General features: G+C 73.2%; 19 protein-coding genes. 8 read left to right on the plus strand and 11 right to left on the minus strand.

Going from position 1 to position 19,698, the window contains the following annotated elements:
- Positions 1–595: 595 nt before the first annotated feature.
- Complete coding sequence (locus ACFWZ5_RS13575; RefSeq protein ID WP_384789983.1) at positions 596–1,552, minus strand: DUF5937 family protein; 957 nt, start codon at positions 1,550–1,552, stop codon at positions 596–598.
- A gap of 72 nt (positions 1,553–1,624) precedes the next feature.
- Here ACFWZ5_RS13575 and ACFWZ5_RS13580 point away from each other — a divergent pair, with 72 nt between their 5' ends.
- Positions 1,625–2,656, plus strand: coding sequence for an alpha/beta fold hydrolase (locus ACFWZ5_RS13580; protein WP_384789985.1), 1,032 nt, complete (start codon positions 1,625–1,627; stop codon positions 2,654–2,656).
- Here the strand turns inward: ACFWZ5_RS13580 and ACFWZ5_RS13585 are convergent.
- Positions 2,638–3,870 carry a family 2 encapsulin nanocompartment cargo protein terpene cyclase gene (locus tag ACFWZ5_RS13585; RefSeq protein WP_384789988.1) on the minus strand — a complete coding sequence of 411 codons (1,233 nt, stop codon included), beginning with the start codon at positions 3,868–3,870 and terminating at the stop codon, positions 2,638–2,640. The genes ACFWZ5_RS13580 and ACFWZ5_RS13585 overlap by 19 nt on opposite strands.
- A 426-nt stretch (positions 3,871–4,296) precedes the next feature.
- Between ACFWZ5_RS13585 and ACFWZ5_RS13590 the strand changes: the two genes are divergently transcribed.
- From ACFWZ5_RS13590 to ACFWZ5_RS13615, 6 genes are read left to right on the plus strand one after another with little or no spacing between them, the layout of a single operon-like run.
- Positions 4,297–4,854, plus strand: coding sequence for a bacilysin biosynthesis protein BacA (locus ACFWZ5_RS13590; protein ID WP_384789992.1), 558 nt, complete (start codon positions 4,297–4,299; stop codon positions 4,852–4,854).
- Positions 4,851–6,131, plus strand: coding sequence for a DUF6421 family protein (locus tag ACFWZ5_RS13595; protein WP_384789995.1), 1,281 nt, complete (start codon positions 4,851–4,853; stop codon positions 6,129–6,131). Before ACFWZ5_RS13590 ends, ACFWZ5_RS13595 begins: the two co-directional genes overlap by 4 nt.
- A 47-nt stretch (positions 6,132–6,178) precedes the next feature.
- Positions 6,179–6,613 carry a nuclear transport factor 2 family protein gene (locus ACFWZ5_RS13600; RefSeq protein WP_384789998.1) on the plus strand — a complete coding sequence of 145 codons (435 nt, stop codon included), beginning with the start codon at positions 6,179–6,181 and terminating at the stop codon, positions 6,611–6,613.
- A complete protein-coding gene (locus ACFWZ5_RS13605; RefSeq protein ID WP_384790001.1) occupies positions 6,610–7,557 on the plus strand; it encodes a branched-chain amino acid transaminase in 948 nt (315 codons plus the stop codon). The genes ACFWZ5_RS13600 and ACFWZ5_RS13605 overlap by 4 nt, the downstream gene beginning before the upstream one ends.
- Positions 7,554–8,267 carry an AzlC family ABC transporter permease gene (locus tag ACFWZ5_RS13610; RefSeq protein WP_384790004.1) on the plus strand — a complete coding sequence of 238 codons (714 nt, stop codon included), beginning with the start codon at positions 7,554–7,556 and terminating at the stop codon, positions 8,265–8,267. The genes ACFWZ5_RS13605 and ACFWZ5_RS13610 overlap by 4 nt, the downstream gene beginning before the upstream one ends.
- Before the next feature lie 16 nt (positions 8,268–8,283).
- Positions 8,284–8,601 (plus strand): AzlD domain-containing protein, encoded by a 318-nt coding sequence (locus tag ACFWZ5_RS13615; protein ID WP_384790007.1) that lies wholly within the window; start codon positions 8,284–8,286, stop codon positions 8,599–8,601.
- A gap of 81 nt (positions 8,602–8,682) precedes the next feature.
- Here ACFWZ5_RS13615 and ACFWZ5_RS13620 read toward each other — a convergent pair whose 3' ends face one another.
- The 9 genes from ACFWZ5_RS13620 to ACFWZ5_RS13660 form a co-directional block, all read right to left on the minus strand.
- Positions 8,683–11,997, minus strand: a complete 3,315-nt coding sequence (locus ACFWZ5_RS13620; RefSeq protein WP_384790010.1) for a BTAD domain-containing putative transcriptional regulator — start codon at positions 11,995–11,997, stop codon at positions 8,683–8,685.
- 106 nt (positions 11,998–12,103) lie between these two features.
- Positions 12,104–12,424 carry a nuclear transport factor 2 family protein gene (locus tag ACFWZ5_RS13625; RefSeq protein ID WP_384790013.1) on the minus strand — a complete coding sequence of 107 codons (321 nt, stop codon included), beginning with the start codon at positions 12,422–12,424 and terminating at the stop codon, positions 12,104–12,106.
- 42 nt (positions 12,425–12,466) lie between these two features.
- Positions 12,467–12,892 carry a nuclear transport factor 2 family protein gene (locus ACFWZ5_RS13630; protein WP_384790016.1) on the minus strand — a complete coding sequence of 142 codons (426 nt, stop codon included), beginning with the start codon at positions 12,890–12,892 and terminating at the stop codon, positions 12,467–12,469.
- A gap of 231 nt (positions 12,893–13,123) precedes the next feature.
- Positions 13,124–13,468: a hypothetical protein gene (locus ACFWZ5_RS13635; RefSeq protein WP_384790019.1), complete on the minus strand. Its 345-nt coding sequence runs from the start codon at positions 13,466–13,468 to the stop codon at positions 13,124–13,126.
- A 502-nt stretch (positions 13,469–13,970) separates the two neighbouring features.
- Positions 13,971–14,795: a DUF4097 family beta strand repeat-containing protein gene (locus ACFWZ5_RS13640; protein ID WP_384790022.1), complete on the minus strand. Its 825-nt coding sequence runs from the start codon at positions 14,793–14,795 to the stop codon at positions 13,971–13,973.
- Between the two features lie 72 nt (positions 14,796–14,867).
- Positions 14,868–15,110 carry a hypothetical protein gene (locus ACFWZ5_RS13645; protein WP_384790025.1) on the minus strand — a complete coding sequence of 81 codons (243 nt, stop codon included), beginning with the start codon at positions 15,108–15,110 and terminating at the stop codon, positions 14,868–14,870.
- Between the two features lie 3 nt (positions 15,111–15,113).
- Positions 15,114–15,788 (minus strand): response regulator, encoded by a 675-nt coding sequence (locus ACFWZ5_RS13650; RefSeq protein ID WP_384790028.1) that lies wholly within the window; start codon positions 15,786–15,788, stop codon positions 15,114–15,116.
- A gap of 12 nt (positions 15,789–15,800) precedes the next feature.
- The gene (locus ACFWZ5_RS13655; protein WP_384790031.1) at positions 15,801–17,075 is read right to left on the minus strand and encodes a histidine kinase; all 1,275 of its coding nucleotides are present in this window, start codon (positions 17,073–17,075) and stop codon (positions 15,801–15,803) included.
- A 255-nt stretch (positions 17,076–17,330) separates the two neighbouring features.
- On the minus strand, positions 17,331–18,620 hold the full coding sequence (locus ACFWZ5_RS13660) for a helix-turn-helix domain-containing protein (RefSeq protein WP_384790034.1): 1,290 nt from the start codon (positions 18,618–18,620) through the stop codon (positions 17,331–17,333).
- A 509-nt stretch (positions 18,621–19,129) separates the two neighbouring features.
- Here ACFWZ5_RS13660 and ACFWZ5_RS13665 point away from each other — a divergent pair.
- Positions 19,130–19,561: a hypothetical protein gene (locus ACFWZ5_RS13665; protein ID WP_384790037.1), complete on the plus strand. Its 432-nt coding sequence runs from the start codon at positions 19,130–19,132 to the stop codon at positions 19,559–19,561.
- The last annotated feature ends 137 nt before the right edge of the window (positions 19,562–19,698 follow it).

Below are 19,698 nucleotides of genomic sequence, written 5' to 3' on the forward strand. Positions count from 1 at the left end.
ACGTGCGTTCAATCCGCTGTTCGTCGACCGTTGACTCGATGGTTGTCCGGCGTAATTGAAAGCCGAAACATTGCCTTTACAAAAAGCCTGACCGCCCAGTGTTCCGGAGGATCGCTCCGGAAGCTCTTCCTGGCAGGCCCAGACCGATGCCATTGAACTAGCGCTCCTTTGTGGGGTCGCCGACTAACTAGATGGGGTGACCATCTGCCAACTAACCGTAACGGATCGAGGGCGCGGCAATTGTGAACTAACGCAGCTATGCCCGATATTGACGACCGCGTCGACGATCCGGAATGGGCACCTCCGAGGCTCTGACCTGCACTTTCTTCCTTCATGATCAATCTCGGTCACGATGTGGACCATTCAAGCCATTCCGTCCGGTTGACGAGACAGTGCCTTGGCGTTGCGACGATGCAGCGGTCATTTCACGCCACATGAAAAGCGCCATCGCGCCATATCGCCCTCAAGTCGGCATGGTTATGCGGGTATTCGCATTCACGCTTCACCCGTCGTTCTCCGCGGGGTCATGGGCGTGCCGCGACGGCCTGGTTCGGCATCGGCCGTCAGGAAGACGTGAAAAGCGCGCGTATTGCCGTCAATAGCACGTGAGTTGGGCGGCGCGTTCCGTGCGCAGATGTATGGCGGATCTGCCGTGCCGGCGGGTGGCCACGAGACCCGCGGCGCGCAGCGCGCCCAGGTGCTGGGACACCGCGCTCGGCGTGACCCCGGCGCGGACGGCGAGCTGCGCCGTGGTGAGGGGTTCGGCGAGGAGGCCGAGGAGTGCGGCACGGGTGCGGCCGATGACCGCGGCGAGGCCGTCGGGCACGGGCGCGGGCCGCTCCCACAACAGGCCGACCCCGCGGGCCGGATAGCGCACGGAACCGGCGGTCACGGGCGCGGTGTCGGCGTAGACGTCCGGCCAGGCGAACGCGCTGGGCATCAGGACCAGGCCGTGCCCGGCCACGTCGACCCGGTACGGCGAGCCCGGCCGCCGCCCGCCGTGCACGACGAGCTCGCCCTCGCGCCAGGCGATGTCCTGATGCAGCTCCTGGAAGAGGCCCTCGACCCCGGTGCCGGTGAGCGTCCGCGCCCGTGCGTCGACGTCGGCGTTCAGGACCGCCCGGACCCGGCCCCAGTGGGGCGCGACGACACGGGTGTGGAAGCGCTCCAGGGTGTCGGCCAGGACGTTCAGGGTGCCTACGGGGTCGGCGCCCAGGGGCGTGGAGTCGCCGAGGGCCGCGGCGAGTTCGGCGCGGGCGAAGTCCGTGTCGGTGGACCGCAGCAGCGCGATCTCGTCCTCGAAGGACGGCTCGCGCGTGCCGGGCACGGGGAAGAGGAACGAGGGCAGGCAGCGCGACAGGACGTGGGCGACCGTGGGCTGCTCCAGGACGTCGTCCACCAGCGGGCGCGCCATGCGCAGCCAGGGCCGGTGGACCGCGTGCGCGCCCTCCCGCAGCAGCGCCCGCAGCGCCAGTGTGGTCTCGCCCAGCGGCGAGATCGCGAACCGCACCCGGGCGACCTCCGCACCGGACAACGGGATATGGACCGCCATGCACCGCCCCCACCATGTAGCTCTCGCTTAACAGTAGCCAGGGGTGCGCGGGCGTCGGCACCGTCTGCGGTCATGACGACCTTGAACAGCGCGCACGCCCCGTACGGCACGGATATCTCGTACAACACAGATGCCTCGTACGACGCAGATGTCTCGTACGGCACAGATATCCCGTACGACACGGACGGTCCCAGGAGCCTGAGCGCCCCGCAGGACACGCACACCTTCACCGCCTACGACGGGACCCGGCTCGCCTACCGCGTGACCGGGCGGGGGCGGCCGCTGATCTGCCTGCCCGGCGGCCCCGGCCGCGCCGCCGCCTACCTGGGCGACCTCGGCGGCCTCGGCGCGCACCGCACCCTCGTCCTGCCGGACACCCGCGGCACCGGCGCCTCCGCGACCCCGGCGGACCCGGGCACCTGCCGCGTCGACCGGCTCGTCGCGGACGTCGAGGCGCTGCGCGAGCACCTCGGCCTCGCGGAGGTCGACCTGCTCGGCCACTCGGCCGGCGGCGGCGTCGCCCTGCTGTACACGGCGGCCCACCCGGAGCGGGTCGCGCGCCTGGTCCTGGCCAACCCCTCGCTGCACGCCGTCGGCCTCGCCTCCGACACCGGCGCCGAGGACGTCGTCGCCCGCCGCGGCCACGAGCCGTGGTACGCCGACGCGCTGCCCGCCTACCGGGCGATGAAGCGGGCCCGCAGCTTCGCCGAGGCACAGCGGCACCGCCTCGCGTTCGAGCCGTTCATGTACGGGCGCTGGGACGAAGCGGCACGGGCCCATGCCGCCGCCGACACCGCGCAGCGTTCCCTGACGGTGAGCGAGCACTTCTACGCCGGATACCAGCCTGACGCTCAGACCCTGGCGCGGAGGCTGCGGCGGCTCCCCGCGCCGGTCCTGGTCCTGGCGGGCGAGCTCGACCTGTGGCCCACCGCGGTCGCGGCGCGCGCGGCGGCGGAGCGCTTCGCCGCCGGGCGCGCCGTGGTGCAGGCCGGGGCGGGCCACTATCCGTGGCTGGACGACCCGGCGGCGTTCACCGCGGCGGTCACGGGATTCCTCGCGCAGGACACCTCTGCCCGCGGCGGCCTTCAGGGAGACGTCGCGTAACGCGTGCCGACGTTCCCGGCGTGCCATTCGTGGTTGCCGCTCATCCAGTTCCCGAGCCCGGCCATGAAGCGGGTCATGAGCGGTTCGGTGCTGAGCGCGGCGGCCAGCTCCTCGAAGCGGTGCACGATGTCGTTGTGGACCTCGATCGCCTGCTGGAAGGCGTCCTCGATGGAGCACTCCTCCTCGGCGGCGATCGCGGTCGGCAGGCTGTAGTGGAAGCGCTCGCTCGCCTGCTCCTTGCGCAGCGAGTACAGGTCGTTGCAGATGGTCGAGGCGTTGGCAGCCAGGGCGACGGCGCGCTGCACGGTGGGCTCCGCGAAGAGCGGGGCGGGCAGCTCGTAGCCGCCGACGGCGTCGGTGAGGGTCAGGCACGGGCGGAAGCTGTTGAACTGCCGCTGCACCAGGTACTCCCACACCGCCGGCGTGCGGCGCTGGGTGATGCAGTCGCCCTCCGCGTTGTAGCCGAGGTAGAGGTTGGCGATGTCGTGCCGGAACCGGTGGGCCTGCGCCGGGGTGGCCAGGGCCAGGAAGTGCTCCATGGCCGAGCGCATCGACCGCAGCGCCGGGTGGGATTCGGTCCCGGCCCGCCAGTCCCGCTCGTAGCGCGCGGTGTTGTGGGCGGGGTCGATCGCGGACTGGGCGACGACGAGGGCCGCGCCGCGGCGGTCCGCGCTGCCGCCGTACTCGGCCTCGCAGAAGTAGTCGTCCACGGCGTTCTCGCCGACCAGGAGGCGGGCGGCGGCCATGAGGTGGTCGATGTCCGGCGCGTCCGGGTGGCACAGGACCACCGAACGGCCCGGGTCGAAGCCGACGAGCGCCTCGCGCAGATCGGTGTCCGGGTAGAGGTTCACCTCCCGCTCGGCCCACTCGACGAGCCGCGCGTTGACCTCGTCGGCGAGCACGCGGTCGTCGCGCACGGCCGGAGGGCAGTACAGGCCCTCGATGCGCGGGGACGGGGACTCGGCGGGCCCGGCAGCCCCCGCCGCCGGTTCGGCGTCGGTGCCGGACCTGGCGTCGGTGCCGGACCTGGCGTCGGACCCGGTGTCGGCGGTCCCCGGATGCGCGGCCCGTGCCAGGCGCAGCGAGCTCGTGCCGAGCCCCGTCGGCCCGGAGAGCAGGCGCGCCGCGCCCTGGGAAGCGCCGGCGGCGGTCGGGGGTAGGTCGGTCGTGCCGGGCGCCTGCGCGTTCATCCGCAACTCCGTCCACGGGGGCATGACTTGGCTCTCTCCTCGCCGAAGGGGTAGCACGCCCCGCGCGGCGCCAACAAGGCCGCCTCGCGGTGCCGTGCCCGCCACCGTCGCAGTCACGCCACGGAACGACACGACCAGGCCGCCGTGACGGAATGCGCACCGCCCGGCGCGGGCGTGTGGATAAAAGCGGCGCGTCTGTCGCCCACCACGGCGCGGTTTGTCGCCGGATTTCCGGAACGTTGAGCGAACCGTCATGGCCACAGTGCCGAAAACTGATCGGTCGGGAACGGGTCCGGTGGAAGGCGGGGAGCGGGCGCCCTAGGATCGCCGACGCGGGCCGGGCACCGACGCGCCGCCCGTGTGTTGCCGCGACACGACCCGTCAACACGACCCGTGTTGCGGTGACACGACCGGAGAATTTCGGGGGAAATTCAAGGGGGAGTGGGAAGCGTGACGGGGGAAAACGCGCCGCTCGGCGCCATAAAGTATCTGCATACGCTGGGCCCGACCGGCACCAATCTGGAGGCGGCGGCCCACCTGTGGTTCCAGAAGCCGGGCCGCGCCCACGACGGCCGGGTCGTCCTGCACACCTCGCTCGAATACGCCATGGAGACCGTGCCGAGGACCGGCGCGCACGCCCTGCTCGCCTGCGCCGTCTACCCGGATCTGCACACGCTCGTCTTCGGGAACCTGGACGTCTGCCGCATGGTGGACTGCTTCCTGTGGCCCACCCACGAAATGGTGCTCGCCGTCGCGCCGGGCGGGTCCGCGGAGCCCGCCACCGTCGCCACCCACCCGGCGCCGGCCGGGCTCGTGCCGCCCACCGGCGCACGGCAGTTGGTGACCAGCAACGCGCAGGCCGCCATCGACTGCGCCGACGGCAAGGCCGAGGGGTGCGTCACCACCGTCGTCGCGGCCCGCGCCCACGGCCTCAGGACCGTGCGCAGCTTCGGCGAAGTGCCCATGGTCTACACGGTCCACCACGTACGGGAGGAGCCGGGCCGATGACCGGAACAGGCACCGGCACCGCGGACCGCCTCCAGGACCCGCTGCTCGGCGAGGCCGCCCGCCTCGAAGGCGGGCTCATCGCCCGGATCGACGCCTTCCGCGCCCGCCAGCGCGACGACGGCACCGTCCCCGCGCCGGACGACGAGGCCCGCCGCGCCCTCCTCGCCGTCAAGGACGAGGCGGTCCGCTGGTTCACCGGGCACGGCAGGGCGGGCCAGGCCGACGCCCTCGCCGCCGACATCGACGGCTGGCTGTCCGCCGGGCTCGACACGCCCCCGCACTTCGCCCGCAGCCGGGACGCGCTCACCGCACCGGCCGACGGCGACTGGGCGGCGTTCCTCGCCCCCGTGCAGACCACCAACAGCGTGCCGCCGGTCGGCAGGCGCCTCGAGTTCTTCCTCGTACGCCGCAAGGAACCCGACGCGCTCCCCGACCTGGCGGGCCACTATCCGCACCCGAAGAACAACTGCCAGGCCACCGTGCTGCTCGCCGCCAGCGCGGGTTTCGCCCGCGGGAACTGCATCGTCTTCTTCCCGGAGAATGTCGCCGCCCACGACAAGGTCACCGAACAGGGTTACGCGATCTTCTTCTTCAGCAAGTTCCGCAGGATTCACGAGACGTACGCGCTGCCCGCCGCGCGTGCCGTGCTCACCGCCGAATCCCTGCCGGTCGCGTCGGCGGGAATGGATCCCGCGGCGTGCTATCAGGCCCGCTCCATCTGGGGATATCTGCACGACTACTTTCATCATCAAGGAAAATGGCCGCTCGACCGGCACATCAAGCTGAAGATGAATTGGTTCGTCGGACTCCTCGAAGAGATCAAGGTCGACGCGCGGACCGTGCTCGCGTGCCACGGCGACGGGGTCGTGCCGTACGCCGACGAGCAGATCGCCATGATCCTCCTGGAGCGGATGTTCCGCTATCCGCTCGACGACCGTGCCGTCCGCAACTTCGACGCGGGCACCGGCGTCTTCCTCTACTCCTGGCTGCGCGAACGCCGCGCGCTGGCCGTCGACCGCGCCGACCGGCTCCGCCTCGACGCCGACCGGGTCGTCGACGGGCTGCGGGAGTTGGTCGACGCGATCGAGGGTATGGAAGCGGCGGTCGGCACGCCCGCGGAGTACCGCGCGGCCGCCAAGGACCTCGTACGGACGCAGCTGCGCACGGGCGAGGAGGGCGACCGCTACGGCTTCACGGACGACCAGCGGACGCTCCTGCGCGCGCGGGAGCGGCTCGCCGCCCTGCCGCCGCTGCGCTTCGCCCCGGCCGAGATGTGACCGGGACGGCGGGCCGAGAAGACCGACGGGACGAGGAGAGGGACGCCATGGGCAGCCTGGACCGGGACGCGATGGAGGCCGCGGTGCGGCGGTACTTCGAAGCGTGCAACAAAGTCGACCGCGACCTGTTCGCGCAGTGCCTGTCCGAGCAGGTCGTGCACTATCTCGCCCATGGCATGTCGGGGCCCGTCCACGGCATCGACCCCATCGTGGAGCGCTGGGGCGCCGACGTCCGCGCCAACGACTCCTTCTGGGCCGTGGACGCCGTCTACGCCGACGAGCGCACCCGCACCGCCGTCTGCGAGTGGACCGCCGTCAAGCCGCGCCTCGGCAAGGTGCTGCGCGGCGCGGAGGTCTACCGCTTCGACGACTCCGGCCTGATCGACGAGGTCCGCATCTACTACGCGTCCCGGCGCGACGACACGACCGCCGTCAACGAACTGGAGGGCTTCCCGTACGCAGAGCGGGGGTTCGCCACGTGAACCCCGCCCCGCCGCTCGACGACCGCGACGGCGTGATCTGGCTCGACGGCGCCTTCGTCCCCTGGCGCGCGGCCCGTCTGCACGTCCTCAGCCACGGCCTGCACTACGGCGGCAGCGTCTTCGAGGGCGAACGGGCCTACGACGGGCGGGTCTTCGCGCTCCACGAGCACAGCGCCCGGCTCGTCGCGTCGGCCCGCGAGATGGGCTTCGCGCTGCCCTGGACCGCCGGGGAACTCGACGAGGTCACCCGCGAGGTCGTCGCCGCCGCGGGCATCGGCGACGGCTACGTCCGGCCCGTCGCCTGGCGCGGCAGCGACAGCCTGCGCCTCATCGCGCCGGACAACCGCGTGCACGTGGCCGTCGCGGCCTGGCCCTGGCCGCGGATCTTCGCCGACGGGCCGCGCGGCATCCGCCTGGGCACCTCGCGCTGGCGCCGCCCCGCGCCCGACACCGCGCCCGTCCGCGCCAAGACCGCAGCCCTGTACGCCATCGGCTCCCTCGCCGGGCAGGAGGCGGAAGCGGCCGGGCACGACGACGCGCTGCTCCTCGACCACCGGGGCCGCCTCGCCGAGGCCACCGGCGCCAATCTGTTCCTGGTGATCGACGGGGAGCTGCACACCCCGCCGCCCGACTGCGTCCTCGCCGGCATCACCCGCCGCACCGTCATCGGCCTCGCCCACGACCTGCGCGTCCCGGTGGTCGAGCGCCACCTCACGCCGCCCGAACTGGACCGCGCCACGGAGGTCTTCCTCACCGGCACGGCGTACGAGGTGCAGCCGGTCACGTCCGTCGACGACCGTGAGTTCGGCGTCGGCCCCGTCACGACGGCGCTCGCGGACGCGTACGCGCGACTCGTCCGCGCCGACGGCCCGCCGGACGACACGGCCGTCCCGGACGCCGACCCGGTCGCCGCGCCGGGAACCGGCCCGGGCGACGCCGGATGACCGGTACCGAGTCCGGGCCCGCCCGCCCCGCCCCGCACGGCGGGCGGAACGCCGCCTGGGTCGCGGGCGCGAAGGCCGCCGTGCCGTTCACCGTCGCGATCTTCGCGTTCGGCATCTCCTTCGGGGTGCTCGCCAAGGGGGCGGGCTTCGGCGCGCTCGCCGCGACCTCCATGTCCGGGCTCGTCTTCGTCGGCTCCTCGCAGTTCGCCGCGGTGTCGGTCATCGTCAACGGCGGCGGCTGGGCGGCGGCAGCCGTCGCCGGGACGCTGCTGAACCTGCGCTATCTGGTGATGGGCTTCGCCATCCTGCCCGCGCTGCGCGGCGGCCGGGCGCGCCGCGCGGTCGAGTCGCAGCTGGTCATCGAGGAGTCCTGGGCCATCGCGAGCGACGCGGACGGCCGCTTCGACCGGGTGCGGCTGCTCTCCTCCGGTGTGGTGCTCTGGCTCGGCTGGGTCCTCGGCACCCTCCTGGGCGCGATCGGGCCCTTCAAGGCCGTGGACATCCTCACCTACGGCCTCGACGCCGTCTCGCCGGTGCTGTTCTTCCTGCTGCTCGCCCCGCACTTGGGAACCGCGCCGAAGCGGACGGCGGCCGCGACCGCGGCCGCCTGCGCCGCGGTCCTCACCGCGTTCGAGCTGCCCGACACCGCCATCGCCGTGGCCTGCCTCGTCGCCGTCCTGTGGACCTGGCGGTCAGGGCGGGCGGCCTGATGACCTGGAGGCGCCGTTGAGCAGCGAACCGTGGATCGTCGTCGGTGCCCTCGTGGTGACCACGTTCCTCATCAAGGGCGCCGGATCGCTGGTGATGGGCGACCGCGAACTGCCGGGCTGGTTCCCGCGGTTCGTGGAGTACCTGACCCCCGCGCTGCTCGCCGTCCTGGTCGTCACCCAGCTCGTGGGCTCGCCGGGCGGCGACGGCATGACCTTCGACGCCCGCCTCGCGGGCTTCGCCGGAGCCCTGGTCGCCTGGCGGCTCAAGGCACCGGTACCCCTCGTCGTCCTGGTGGCCGCCGCCGTCACAGCGGCGACACGCGCACTGACCTGAGCGGCCCGAAGCGGGCGCGAGCGAGCCCGGTGGTGGGCCGGGGCCCGGCTCTTCGGCCGGTGGGCAGCGGGCTTCGTGCGGTCACGGTGGTGGCGTGGGTGGGGAGTTGAGGGGGGACGTCCGGAGGGTCGCGGCTGCTTCCTCGGCTCGGGTGAGGCCTGGGAGGTGGCCTGCCGACCGGTGCAGTCGGCGGGCCCGCTCGACGGCCTGCGTCGCCTTGGTGTGCTGGCCGAGGGCCAGATGGACGCGGGCGAGCTCGGTCTGCGCCTCGCCCTCGGCGAGCCGGAGCCCGGCCTGCCGGGCGGTGCTCAGCGCCCGCCGGGTGCAGGCGAGGGCCTCGCGGTGGTCGCCGAGGTGCCGGTGGACGGCGGCGAGGCCCACGCAGGCCGCGGCCTCGGCCCGGCGGCAGCCCGCCGCACGGGCCGAGTCCAGGGCGCGGCGGTGGTGGTCGAGGGCGCCGGGCACGTCGTCCAGGAGCAGCAGCGCCGTACCGATCGTGTTCAGGGCGTCCGGCTCCACCAGGCGGCGGTGCGTGCGATGGGTGACGCTGAGCGCGTCGAGGGCGTACTTGAGCGCGAGCCGCGGGTCGCCCGCGTCCCGTGACACCACCGCCAGCGCGTTGAGGGCGCCCTCCGCCGCGTACGTGGAAAGGAGTCGGCCGTCCACGGCGAGGGCCTGGGAGAGCAGGTGCTGTGCCTCGTCCGACGCGCCCAGCGCATGCCGGACGGCGCCGAGACCCCACAGGGAGAGCATGACGGTGTGCTGGTCGCCGGACGCCTCGGCGCGGTCCAGGGCGTCGGTGAAGTACGGCAGCGCGGCGTCGAGGCGGCCCTGGTCGTGGCGGACGGAGCCGAGCAGGAACAGCGCCCAGGCCTCACCGGCGGGCTGGCCGCCCTGGCGGTAGAGGGCAAGGGCCCGTGCGGCGTCGTGGGCGGCCTGGTCGAGGGCACCCAGCTCGCGGTGCGACGCGGCGAGGCCGAGTACCGCGCCGGCCTGCTCGACGGGCAGCCCGGCCTCCGCGAACAGGGCGTCGGCGCGGGCGCTGTGCCGCAGCGCGTCGCCGTGCCGGGCCAGCTCCCACAGCACGTAGCACAGGCTCCAGTGCATCACCGCCCGTGCGTGGTCGTCGTGTTCGGCGTCGGCGGCCCGCAGCCCGGCGTGCGCGGCGCGCAGCCAGTCGGCGCGCCGGCCGTGCTCCATCAGATGGCCGTGCACGGCGAGCGCGGCCTTCCAGGCGAAGGGGCGGGGCCCGTTGCGCACGGCGTGCTGCGCGCACGCGAGCAGCGCGGGCCGCTCGTCGTCCAGCCAGGCGAGTGCGGCGGCGGCGCGGGGGAAGGTGAGCGGCGCGGTGGGGGAGCCGTCCGGCTCCTGCGGACCCGCGGCGTACCAGGAGTAGAACGTGCCGTAGAGCAGGTGGGCGGCCTGCTCCGCGGTCGCCAGATACCAGGTGAGCAGCCGGCCGACGGCTCTCTCGCGCACCAGGGCGTGGTCCTCCGCCTCGGCCCGCTCCCGGGCGAAGAGCCGTACCAGGGCGTGCAGATGGAACCGGCCGGGCCGGTGCGTCTCCAGGAGGCTGCGGGCCACCAGTTGGTCCAGGAGCCGGGAGGTGGCGGGCGCCGGTGCGTCGGCGAGGGCGGCGGCGGCCGGGGCGGTGAGCTCGGGGCCGGGGGCGAGGGCGAGCAGCCGAAGGAGGTCGCGCTCCGGGGCGGGCAGGGACCGGTAGGACAGCGCGAGGGCGCTGCGTACGCCGGTGTGCTGCTCCTCGTCGAGGGCGAGCTCGGCGAGCGGGTCGCCGCCGCGCAGCCCGCGGACGACCTCCGCGATCGGCAGGTGCAGGCCGCCGATGAGGTGGGCCGCGACGATCCTGACGGCCAGGGGGAGGCGGCCGCACAGCCGGACCGCTTCGGCGGCGGCCTCCGGCTCGGCCCGGACACGGTCGGCGCCGATGACGCGGGTGAGCAGGGCGAGCGCCTCCTCCTCGCCGAAGACGGCGAGGCTGACGCGGTGGGCGTCGTGGAACGCGGTCAGGCCCCGCAGGTCGTTGCGGCTGGTGACGACGACGAAGCAGGTCGGCGAGCCGGGAAGGAGCGGCCGCACCTGTTCGAGTCCGGCGGCGTCGTCGAGGAGGATCAGCATGCGCTTGCCCGCGAGCAGCGAGCGGTAGAGGGCGGCCTTCTCGTCCGTGCTCTCCGGCAGGTGCCCGGTGCCGACGCCGAGGGCCCGCAGGAGCTGCCCGAGGGCCTCGTCGGCCGTGGTCGGGGGCTCCGGGGTGTGGCCGCGCAGGTTCGCGTACAGCTGGCCGTCGGGGAAGCGGTCGGCCACCCGGTGCATCCAGTGCACGGCGAGCGCGGTCTTGCCGACGCCCGCCATGCCGGACACGGAGGAGATCACCAGGGTCTGCCCCGGGCCCGCGTCGTAGTGCGAGAGCAGCGCGTCGAGCTCCCGCAGATAGGCGCTGCGGCCGGTGAAGCTGGCCACGTCGGGCGGGAGCTGGCGCGGGACCGGCGGCGGCGCGGGCGGCGGTGCGGGCTCGGGGGCCGGGGCGGGGGCGTGCGTGGGGGTGGGCGCGGGGCTCGGGGTGAGGGCGGGGTCGCCGGAGAGGACGCGCTGATGGATCTCCTTGAGCTGGTGGCCCGGCTCGATGCCCACCTCGTCGTCGAGGAGCTGGTAGAAGTCGCGGTACGCGGCGAGCGCGTCCGCCTGCCTGCCGGAGCCGTACAGGGCCAGCATCAGCTGGCAGCGCAGCCGCTCGCGCAGCGGGAACTCCCGTACCAGCGTGGCCAGTTCGGAGAGGCAGGTCTCGTGGCGGCCCAGGTCGATGAGCGCGTCGATGCGGTCCTCCCTTGCCACCAGGCGCAGCTCTTCGAGGCGGTCGGCCTCGGCCAGGGCGAAGCGGCGGTCGCTGACCCCTTCGAGCGCGGGCCCGGTCCACAGGGCGAGGGCCTCGTCGAGCAGGGCGACCACGGCCGTGGCGTCGTTCTCGGCGGCGGCCTTGCGGGCCTGGTCGGTGAGGTGCACGAAGCGCAGCGCGTCGACCTGCTCGTCGGTCACCTGCAGGGTGTAGCTGGTGTTGCTGCGGGCGCCCGCGCTGACCAGGACCTCGAAGCCGGAGGTGGCCCGGCGGCCCGGTTCGAGGATGCGGCGCAGATGCAGGACGTGGGTGCGCAGGGCGCTGATCGCACCGTCCGGCGCGTCGTCCTCCCACAGGAGCTCGGCGAGCCGCGACGTGCTGACGGGGCGGCCGCGGGCGAGCGCGAGGACCGCGAGGAGTGCGCGTTGCTGCGGCCCGAGACCGACGTGGCGGCCCTGGACGTCCACGCTCACCGGGCCGAGGAGGCGGATGCGCACCGACTCCTTCGGTGCCGGGTCCTCCTCGGGCCCCGAGGTGCGGCTCACTCCATGCCCTCTGCTTCCCTGTGCCCGCTTGCCGCTCTTCCTGGGTCTGTTCTTCCCCCTCTCCCGCGCTTCGTGCCGCCGCCGTCCGGGGCGGCCGCTGCGGCGCTCAGCCGGGGCCGGTGACGAAGCCCCGGATCACGCCGTCGGAGACGGAGAACTCCCACGCGGTGCCGATGTCGCCCCAGATGTCGTTGTGGAACTGGGCGGTCACCGACAGGCCGTCGGGGGATTCGCGCACCACCTCCATCCGCGCGTGGGCGGAGAACAGCTCCCTCTCCACCCACGCGTCCAGGTCGCGCTTGGTTCCGACGTCGACGACGGTCGCGTCCTTGGCGAGCACGGCCCAGAGCGCGTCGCGGTCCTGGGCGTTGACCGCGTCGACGAACGCGCGTACGGCCGGGTGGGACGGCATGCCACGGGGGGTCATCTCTCGTGCCTCTCCTGGGGGGTACGGGCTGCGGGCCTCGCGTCAGCTGTCGGTCACGGCCCGGTGGAGGGCATGAGTGTCCTCGAAGAGGTGGTAGCGGGTGACCTGGCCGTCGACGACCGTGAGATGGGCGGCGAAGGGCGTGGTCAGCGGCTTGCCGGTGGCTTTGACGGTGTCGCTCAGATGCCCGATGATCACGCCTTGCTCGCCGTCGACCACGATGTGTGTGACGGTGAACTGCTCGGGCTGCAGATACTCGTGGAGCGTGGTGAAGAACGTCATGACCCCCGACCGCCCGGCCAGGGGCCCCGACCACGGCACGGCGGGCACGTGCGGCGAGACCCACTCCACCGATTCGGAGAACAGCTGCGCCGCACCGTCCAGGTCCCGGTCCGCGAGCCGTGCCAGATAGGCGTCGATCACACCTCTGGTGGCCTGCGCGGCTCCCGCGGGGGACTGCGTGGACATCTCACCAACTCCTCGTCGCTCGCCGACCCTTGGTCGTGGAGTTCCAGTGTGGTGCGCCTGTGGCGGCGAGCGTAAGGCAGTCGCCGGTTTCCCGCCACGGGTTGGCGATCGGCGGTGGGTGACGAGGCATGCGTCGCGGTGGGACGGGGTGCTGTACCCGTCCCACCGCGGTTTGTTCCCTCTTGGTCCTACAGGTGCGGCCTTCGTGGTCCTACAGGTGCGGCAACGGCCTTACGGCGCCGACCAGATGACCTCCTGGCCCTGGTCGAGGATCTCCACCTTGCCGGTCTCCTCGTTGAGCCGGAGCTTGCCACCGAAGTTCCGCCGCTCCAGGGGCAGGGCGTGCCAGACCAGCTGGTCGCGGTCGTCGTACACGTAGAGGTTGCCGTCCTTCTCGAAGGCGACCTCGTAGCCGCGGCCCCAGGCGCCCGGGGCCTGCCACTGGGCCTTGCCGTCGAGTTCGAGGACGAAGTTGCCGTCCCGCTGGAGGCGCAGGACCAGGTGCCCGTCGCCGGACGTCCACGCCTGGTCGCGGTCGAGCTGGGTCCTCGGACGGAATTCCGCGTTGGCGGCCATGCCGTACCCCCTCCTGCATCGTGTCCCGGGGACTTTTCCCGGGCCCGGACGACGCTAGTCCCGGCCGTCTCGCGGGGCGCAGGGGAAATGGCGCCGACCGGAACGGCCGCCGGGACTGCCGGGGAAAGGCATGCGAAGGCGCCATCCGTGGCGTCCGGGTCCGGCGCGGCCCTTGAGCTGCGGCCTTGGCTTCTCCCCAGCGCTGGGGGCGCTGTTCTTCATGGGAGGGCCGGGGCGCGGGGAGATATGGCGGGTTCACTTCCCTGTAGGTGCCCGGGACTTGTTCGCCGTGGGCTCGGGCGGGAAAAGCACCGGTCATTCTTTCCGGGGGAGGGCAGGCGAACTTGGCGTGCTTTGCGGGTTGTTGCGTCGGCGGGCCGACGAGGTCAACCGGAGCACCGTCGGCATGACCTTCGGCAAGAGCTGTGACCTTGATGTCAAGGCGCTGGCTGGACGGCGCGGGCGGTGCCTGTCGTTGCGTCAGGCGGCGGTGCCGGGTCCGTCAGTCGGCGCGCACCGTCACGTCGCCGATCTTCGTGCGGGCCTCCACCGTCGTACCGGAATCGGGGTCCTGGTCCACGTCCACCGTCCGGTCGCCGACCTTGGTGAAGGTCGTCACGGCGTACGGGCCCGCGTCCTGGGGCAGCCGCAGGTTCACGTCGCCCAGCTTGCTGACGGCCTTGATCCTCGTGAACGCCTCGATGTCCTCGAAGCGGATGTCGCCCAGCTTGGACGTGGCTGCGGCGGTGTCGAAGTCGACGTTCTTCAGCGTGATGGCGCCGGTCTTGCTCGCGGTGACGATCCGCTCGCCGTCGACGTGTTCGAGGTGGACGCCGCCGATGCGGGTGCGGGCCTCGACGGAGTTCCGCACGCCCTTCACCGTCACGTCGCCGAGCCGCGTCACGGCCTTGACCTTCGTGCCGGCGGGCACCGTCAGGCGGTAGTCCGACCCGCACGTGCCCATGCCCTCGCCGCAGTCGGCGCTGACGCGCAGGGTGTCGCCGTCCTGATCGATCCGCTCGTCGGGCGTACGCAGCGACTTGGTCAGCTTCTTGTGCAGCTCCGGCTCCTCGCCCTTGCCGGCCACCTCGACGTCGATGTCGCCGCTGCTGATCTCGACCACCACGCTCCGCACGGACGTGTCGATCGCGACCGTGCCGGTCTCGGTCCGGGTGACCAGGAAGAGGAACAGGTACCACGCGGCCCCGCCGACCACCGTGATGCCGGTGAGGAGCGCGAGGAGGCGGACGATCCGCCGCAGCCGGGAGCTCCGGGGGCCGCCCGGTGAACGCAGCGGGGAGCCGGTCGAGGTGAGGGTCTCATGCATGTCTGACTCCGGTCGGCGATGGCCCGTGGGGGCCTGCGAAGGTCTGCGGTGGCGCGGGGTGGACCGCGGTGGTCAGCGCGGGTCGGTGGGTGGTGCGGGCCAGTTGGACCGGGCGGGCGGCGCGGGACGCGCGGACGGCGCGGGCGCGCTCTCCCGGACCCCGCCGGTCGGCACGTCGCACTTGGTGAAGACGAACCGGATGTACTTCTCCAGGGGCCGCACCATCCGCAACCGGACCAGCGTGGCCACGAACGGCGGGTACGGGCCCTTGTCGCCGCGGGCCGCGAGGCGCGCGGGCGGGGGAGCCTGGGACATGTCTCACTCCGTTGATCGGCGGGAGTCGGTGAGGGAGTCGAGGTACTGCAGGACGGCGCGCACACGGCGGTGCCCCGTGTCGTCGGGGCGCAGGTCGAGCTTGGTGAAGATGGAGCGGATGTGCTTCTCGACGGCGCGCTCGGTGATGAACAGGCGCTCCGCGAGGCCGTTGTTGCTGAGCCCCTCCGCCATCAGGGCGAGCACCTCCCGCTCCCGCGGCGTGAGCGGCGCGAGCTCGTCCTGCTTCTGGTTGCCCGCGAAGATCTGGCTGACCACCTCGGCGTCGAGCGCGGTGCCGCCGTCGGCGACGCGGTGCAGGGTGGCCACGAACTCGTCCACGTCGGCGACGCGGTCCTTGAGCAGATAGCCGAGGCCCACGCTGCCGGCGGCGAGCAGCTTGGCGGCGTACCGGGCCTCCACGTACTGGGAGAGCACGAGCACGGCCTGGCCCGGGTCCGCGGCGCGGATCGACAGGGCGGCGCGCAGCCCCTCGTCGGTGTGGGTCGGCGGCATCCGCACGTCCACCACACACAGGTCGGGGGTGAGGTCGGCGACGAGCGCCAGCAACTCGTCGGCGTCCCCGGCCTGTCCGACGACGTCGATGTCCTCGTCGATGAGCAGCTTGGCGAGGCCGCTGCGGAGCAGGACGGAGTCTTCCGCGATCACGACGCGCAACATGGGTGGTGGTCCTCAAGCCTTCCAGGGAAGCGTGACGTCCGCGACGGTGGGGCCACCGGCGGGGCTGGTGAGCATGAGGTGCCCGTCGACCGCGCGCACCCGGTCGCGCAGACCGCTGATGCCCGAGCCGCGGCCGGGGTCGGCGCCGCCGATCCCGTCGTCGGTGACGAGGAGGCGCAGCAGCTCCTCCTCGCGGAAGACCCGCACCGCGCCCCGGTGGGCCGCCGCGTGCTTGGCGATGTTCGTCAGGAGCTCGGACACCACGTAGTACGCGACCGCCTCGGCCCGCGGACTGGGGCGCTGCGGCAGGTCCACGGACAGCGTGACGGGGACCGGGCAGCGGGCCACGATCGTGGCCAGGGCGGGCTGGATGCCCTGCTCGGTGAGGATCGCGGGGTGCAGGCCGCGGGTCACGTCGCGCAGCTCCCGCATGGCGGCCTTGGCCTCCTCGTGCGCGGACAGGACCAACTGGCGCGCCTTGTCCGGGTCCCGGTCGAAGCGGGACTTGGCCCGGCCGAGGCTCATGGCGACCGAGAGCAGCCGCTGCTGCGCCCCGTCGTGCAGGTCGCGCTCGATGCGCTGCCGCTCGAGCTCCGCGGCGTCGACCATCCGCGAACGGCTGTCCTCCAGATCGATCATCCGGCGTACGAGATGGTCGACGCGGTCGGCGCCGAGGATCCGGGCGACCATCGCGGACTCGGTCCTCGCCAGCGGCCCGCTGAGCCGGAGCCCGGAGGCGAGCAGCGCGAGCCCGACGGCACAGCCGGACAGCGCCCCTGCCGGGCTCCCCGGGTCCACGCCGAACAGCGAGGAGCCGTCCGGCAGGAAGGGGCCGATGAAGGGCAGCAGCGCGAGCAGCAGACCCGCCGAGAGCAGGCCCACCACCAGGCCGCCCACGCCGAGCCCCCACAGCGTCATGACGCCGGTGAAGCCCAGCTCGCGCCAGGCGCGGCGGCCGAAGAGCCGCTCCAGGCGCTCCTTCCAGCCGCCGCCGGGCGCGGCCACGGGCAGGTCGATGTCCAACTCCTGGAGGAAGTACAGGCGTTCGCGGTCGAGACGGGCGGTCCAGCCCGCCGTCTTCATGGCGAGCGGAAGCAGCGGCAGGCCGAGGAGCAGCAGCGGGGTCAGGCCCGCGCCGAGCGTGAACAGGACGACCGGCGTGCAGTACAGCGGCGTCAGCGCCAGCGTGGTGAGCAGCTGGAGCAGATCGTTGCGGGTCTCGCGGGCGAGCAGGCTCCGTGCGACGCGGTAGAGGGCTGCTCGAATCCGCGGTGGTCTCAGCCTCATGGCACCCCTCCGGTCGTCGGCTCGACTGGCAGCGATCTTAAGGAGGGAGAGGGCGCCGCTCCGAGCGTGCAGGCCTGCCCATCGGCGGTAGTGGCAGCACTACTGGGCGACGGGCGGCTGCACGCCTGACCGCTGCACACCTGGACGTTCGACCCGTTCTTCCGCCGGGCGCACTCCTGCTGAACCCCGTGCCGCACTCCGGCGCTCGGTGCCCCGTGGCCCGACCGGGTCGCGTCCCCCGGCGCTCCGGTCCGGTCAGTCGGTGGCCGCGGCCGGCCCGTCCCCGGGGCCGGCCGTGAGCAGGTCGCTCAACTGCCGCCAGGCCTCGGACGACTTGCGGTACGCGCCCGCCCGGTCGAGGGTCTCGGCGGCGAGCCGGAAGCAGTCCCTGGCCGCCGCCGTGTCCCCGGCCAGGGCGTGCGCGCGGGCCGCGAGCAGATGGCATTCGCCCCGCCCCGCCAGCTGCAGTTCGGCGCCGGACCCGCACGCCTCGGCCGTCAGCTCGAGGACCCGTTCGGGCTTGCCCTGACGCAGCGCCAGCTGGGCCTCGGCCAGCATGAGGTGGGCCCGGTCGTCCTCGCTGCCGACCAGGTCAAGGGCCTGGCGGGCGCGGGCGAGCAGCCGCTCCGCGTGCTCCGTCGCGCTGTCCGACAGGTCGTGCTCCAGGCGGAGCGCCGCGGACGCCCGGCGCAGGCGGGCCCAGTCCGCGAGGTTCGCGTCCGGGCGCAGACAGGCGAAGGCCTGCTCGTGCAGCCGCACCCCGTCCGCGGGCCGTCCGCCGTGGAAGCGGGCGCTGCCGGCCGCCCAGTAGACCTGGCCGCGCAGCTGCCGGGACGGGATGTCCCCGGCGATCTCCTCGAAGGTGTCGGCGAGGCCCGCCGCGTTCGCCGGCTCACCGCTGTCGGTGTAGGCGTGGATGAGGGCCAGCATCGCGCTCACCCGCCCGTGCGCGGTGGGCGGCAGCGTGACGGTGACCGACACGGCGTGCTCTGCGGCCCGTACGGCCTCGCCGAGGCGGCCCTGACGGCGGAGGTTGTCGGAGAGCGCGGTGGCGACGCGGGCGCCGAGCCGGGGCGTCTCCTGCGACAGGGAGGCCTCGGACAGGCGGGTCAGGACGGTGTGCTCCTCGGCGGTGTCGCCCAACTCCCTCAGGACCTCGGCGAGCTCCCAGGTCGCCTCCCACAGCACGTCCTCCTCGGCGTGCCCCGCGGCCGCGGCGCCGATGCCGCGCAGCAGCTCCGCGGCGTCGGAAAGATCGCGGTCCTTGCGCAGGTCGCGGGCGTCGAGGAGCCGCCCCGCGATGTCGAGCCGGCGGCTGCGGTGCCCCGCGTCGTCGTGGGACGTGGGATCGGTCAGGACTTCCAGGGACACTTCGAGCCGACGGGCGAAGAAGGCGGCGATCAGTTCGTTGGGCGAGCGCCGGCCGCTCTCGACGCGGGAGACGTAGCTGGCCGACACCTCGTCACCCGCCAGTTCGGTCTGGGACAGGCCGCGTTGCACTCGCAGCTGCCGCAGTCTGCGTCCGAACGCGGGCTGTTCGATCATGATCGTCCTCAGGGGTCGCCCCGGCTTGCCGGGAGGCGGCAAGCGGCTGACACGCGGCAAGCCGCGTGACCACTGCTCGTGGTCAAGCGCCGCTGCTCGTGGTCAAGCACCGCATGGAGTTTGCGGCACTGTCGCCGTTTGGTACGGCGGCAGAGTAGGGCGAACGGGGTCGGACTGTCGAACCGCCCGCCGTGCGGTGTGCGACCTTGGCGGATTCTTTGCAGCGATGCAGGTCAAGGGGGCGCGGCAAGCAGTGTGCGGAAATGTGCCAGATGCGTGCCTGGTTGTGTGCCTTATGTGGCGAGTGCTGTCACACCCTTGGTGGGCGCTGTCACGTGTGTGACGCAGTTGCGGTCCGCCGAGGGCGTCACCGACGCCGTGGTGGCCGCCGTGCGCGCGCCGGGCGGCGGTGAACTGCGCCTCGCCGCCTACGTTGTGGCCGATGACGAGCTCGACCCCGAGGCGTTCCTCGGCGCTTGGCGCCGCGCCATCGCCCGGAGGAATCACAGGTGTCCGGTGGACGGGACAGGGCCGTGCGCTCCCTGCGCGGCCGCGCAGGCACCCTGCTGGCCGCCCTGCCCCTCGCCGCCGCCGCGCCCGCCCTCGACCCCGCCGTCCCCCTGCCCCAACTCGCCCCGCCCGTACGTTCGGTCGTTCTGCGCACGGTCCTGGTCGCCGCGCAGGACCCGGCGGTGCTGCGCGCCCACGAGGACACGCCGAGCGCCGCCGAACGCGTCCGGCTGCCCGGGGAGCGCCAGGAGCGGGGGCCCTGCGTCGCCGAGCGCGCGGGGCCACCCGGTCCCGTACGCCGCCACGGTCGCCCGGGGCCGTGCAGGGAACCGAGAACGTCCGGTGCGGCGCGGTACGTCGAGTGCGTGGGCGTCCCACCGGCGGGGGAGCGCGTGATGTCCGTCGTACGGCAGGACCCCACCCGCACCTGAAGCGCCCGCCCATCTAGGGAAAACCCCCGAACGCCAGCGGGATGGTTTGAGATCAACTCGCGTTGCGCATGGCTCAGATGGCGTCAAGAACCCGTTATCGGGCCACCCCCGCTCGACGCACACGTCCACCGGCCGCA

The organism is Streptomyces sp. NPDC059003 (genome assembly GCF_042740445.1).
Classification (GTDB): Bacteria; Actinomycetota; Actinomycetes; order Streptomycetales; family Streptomycetaceae; genus Streptomyces.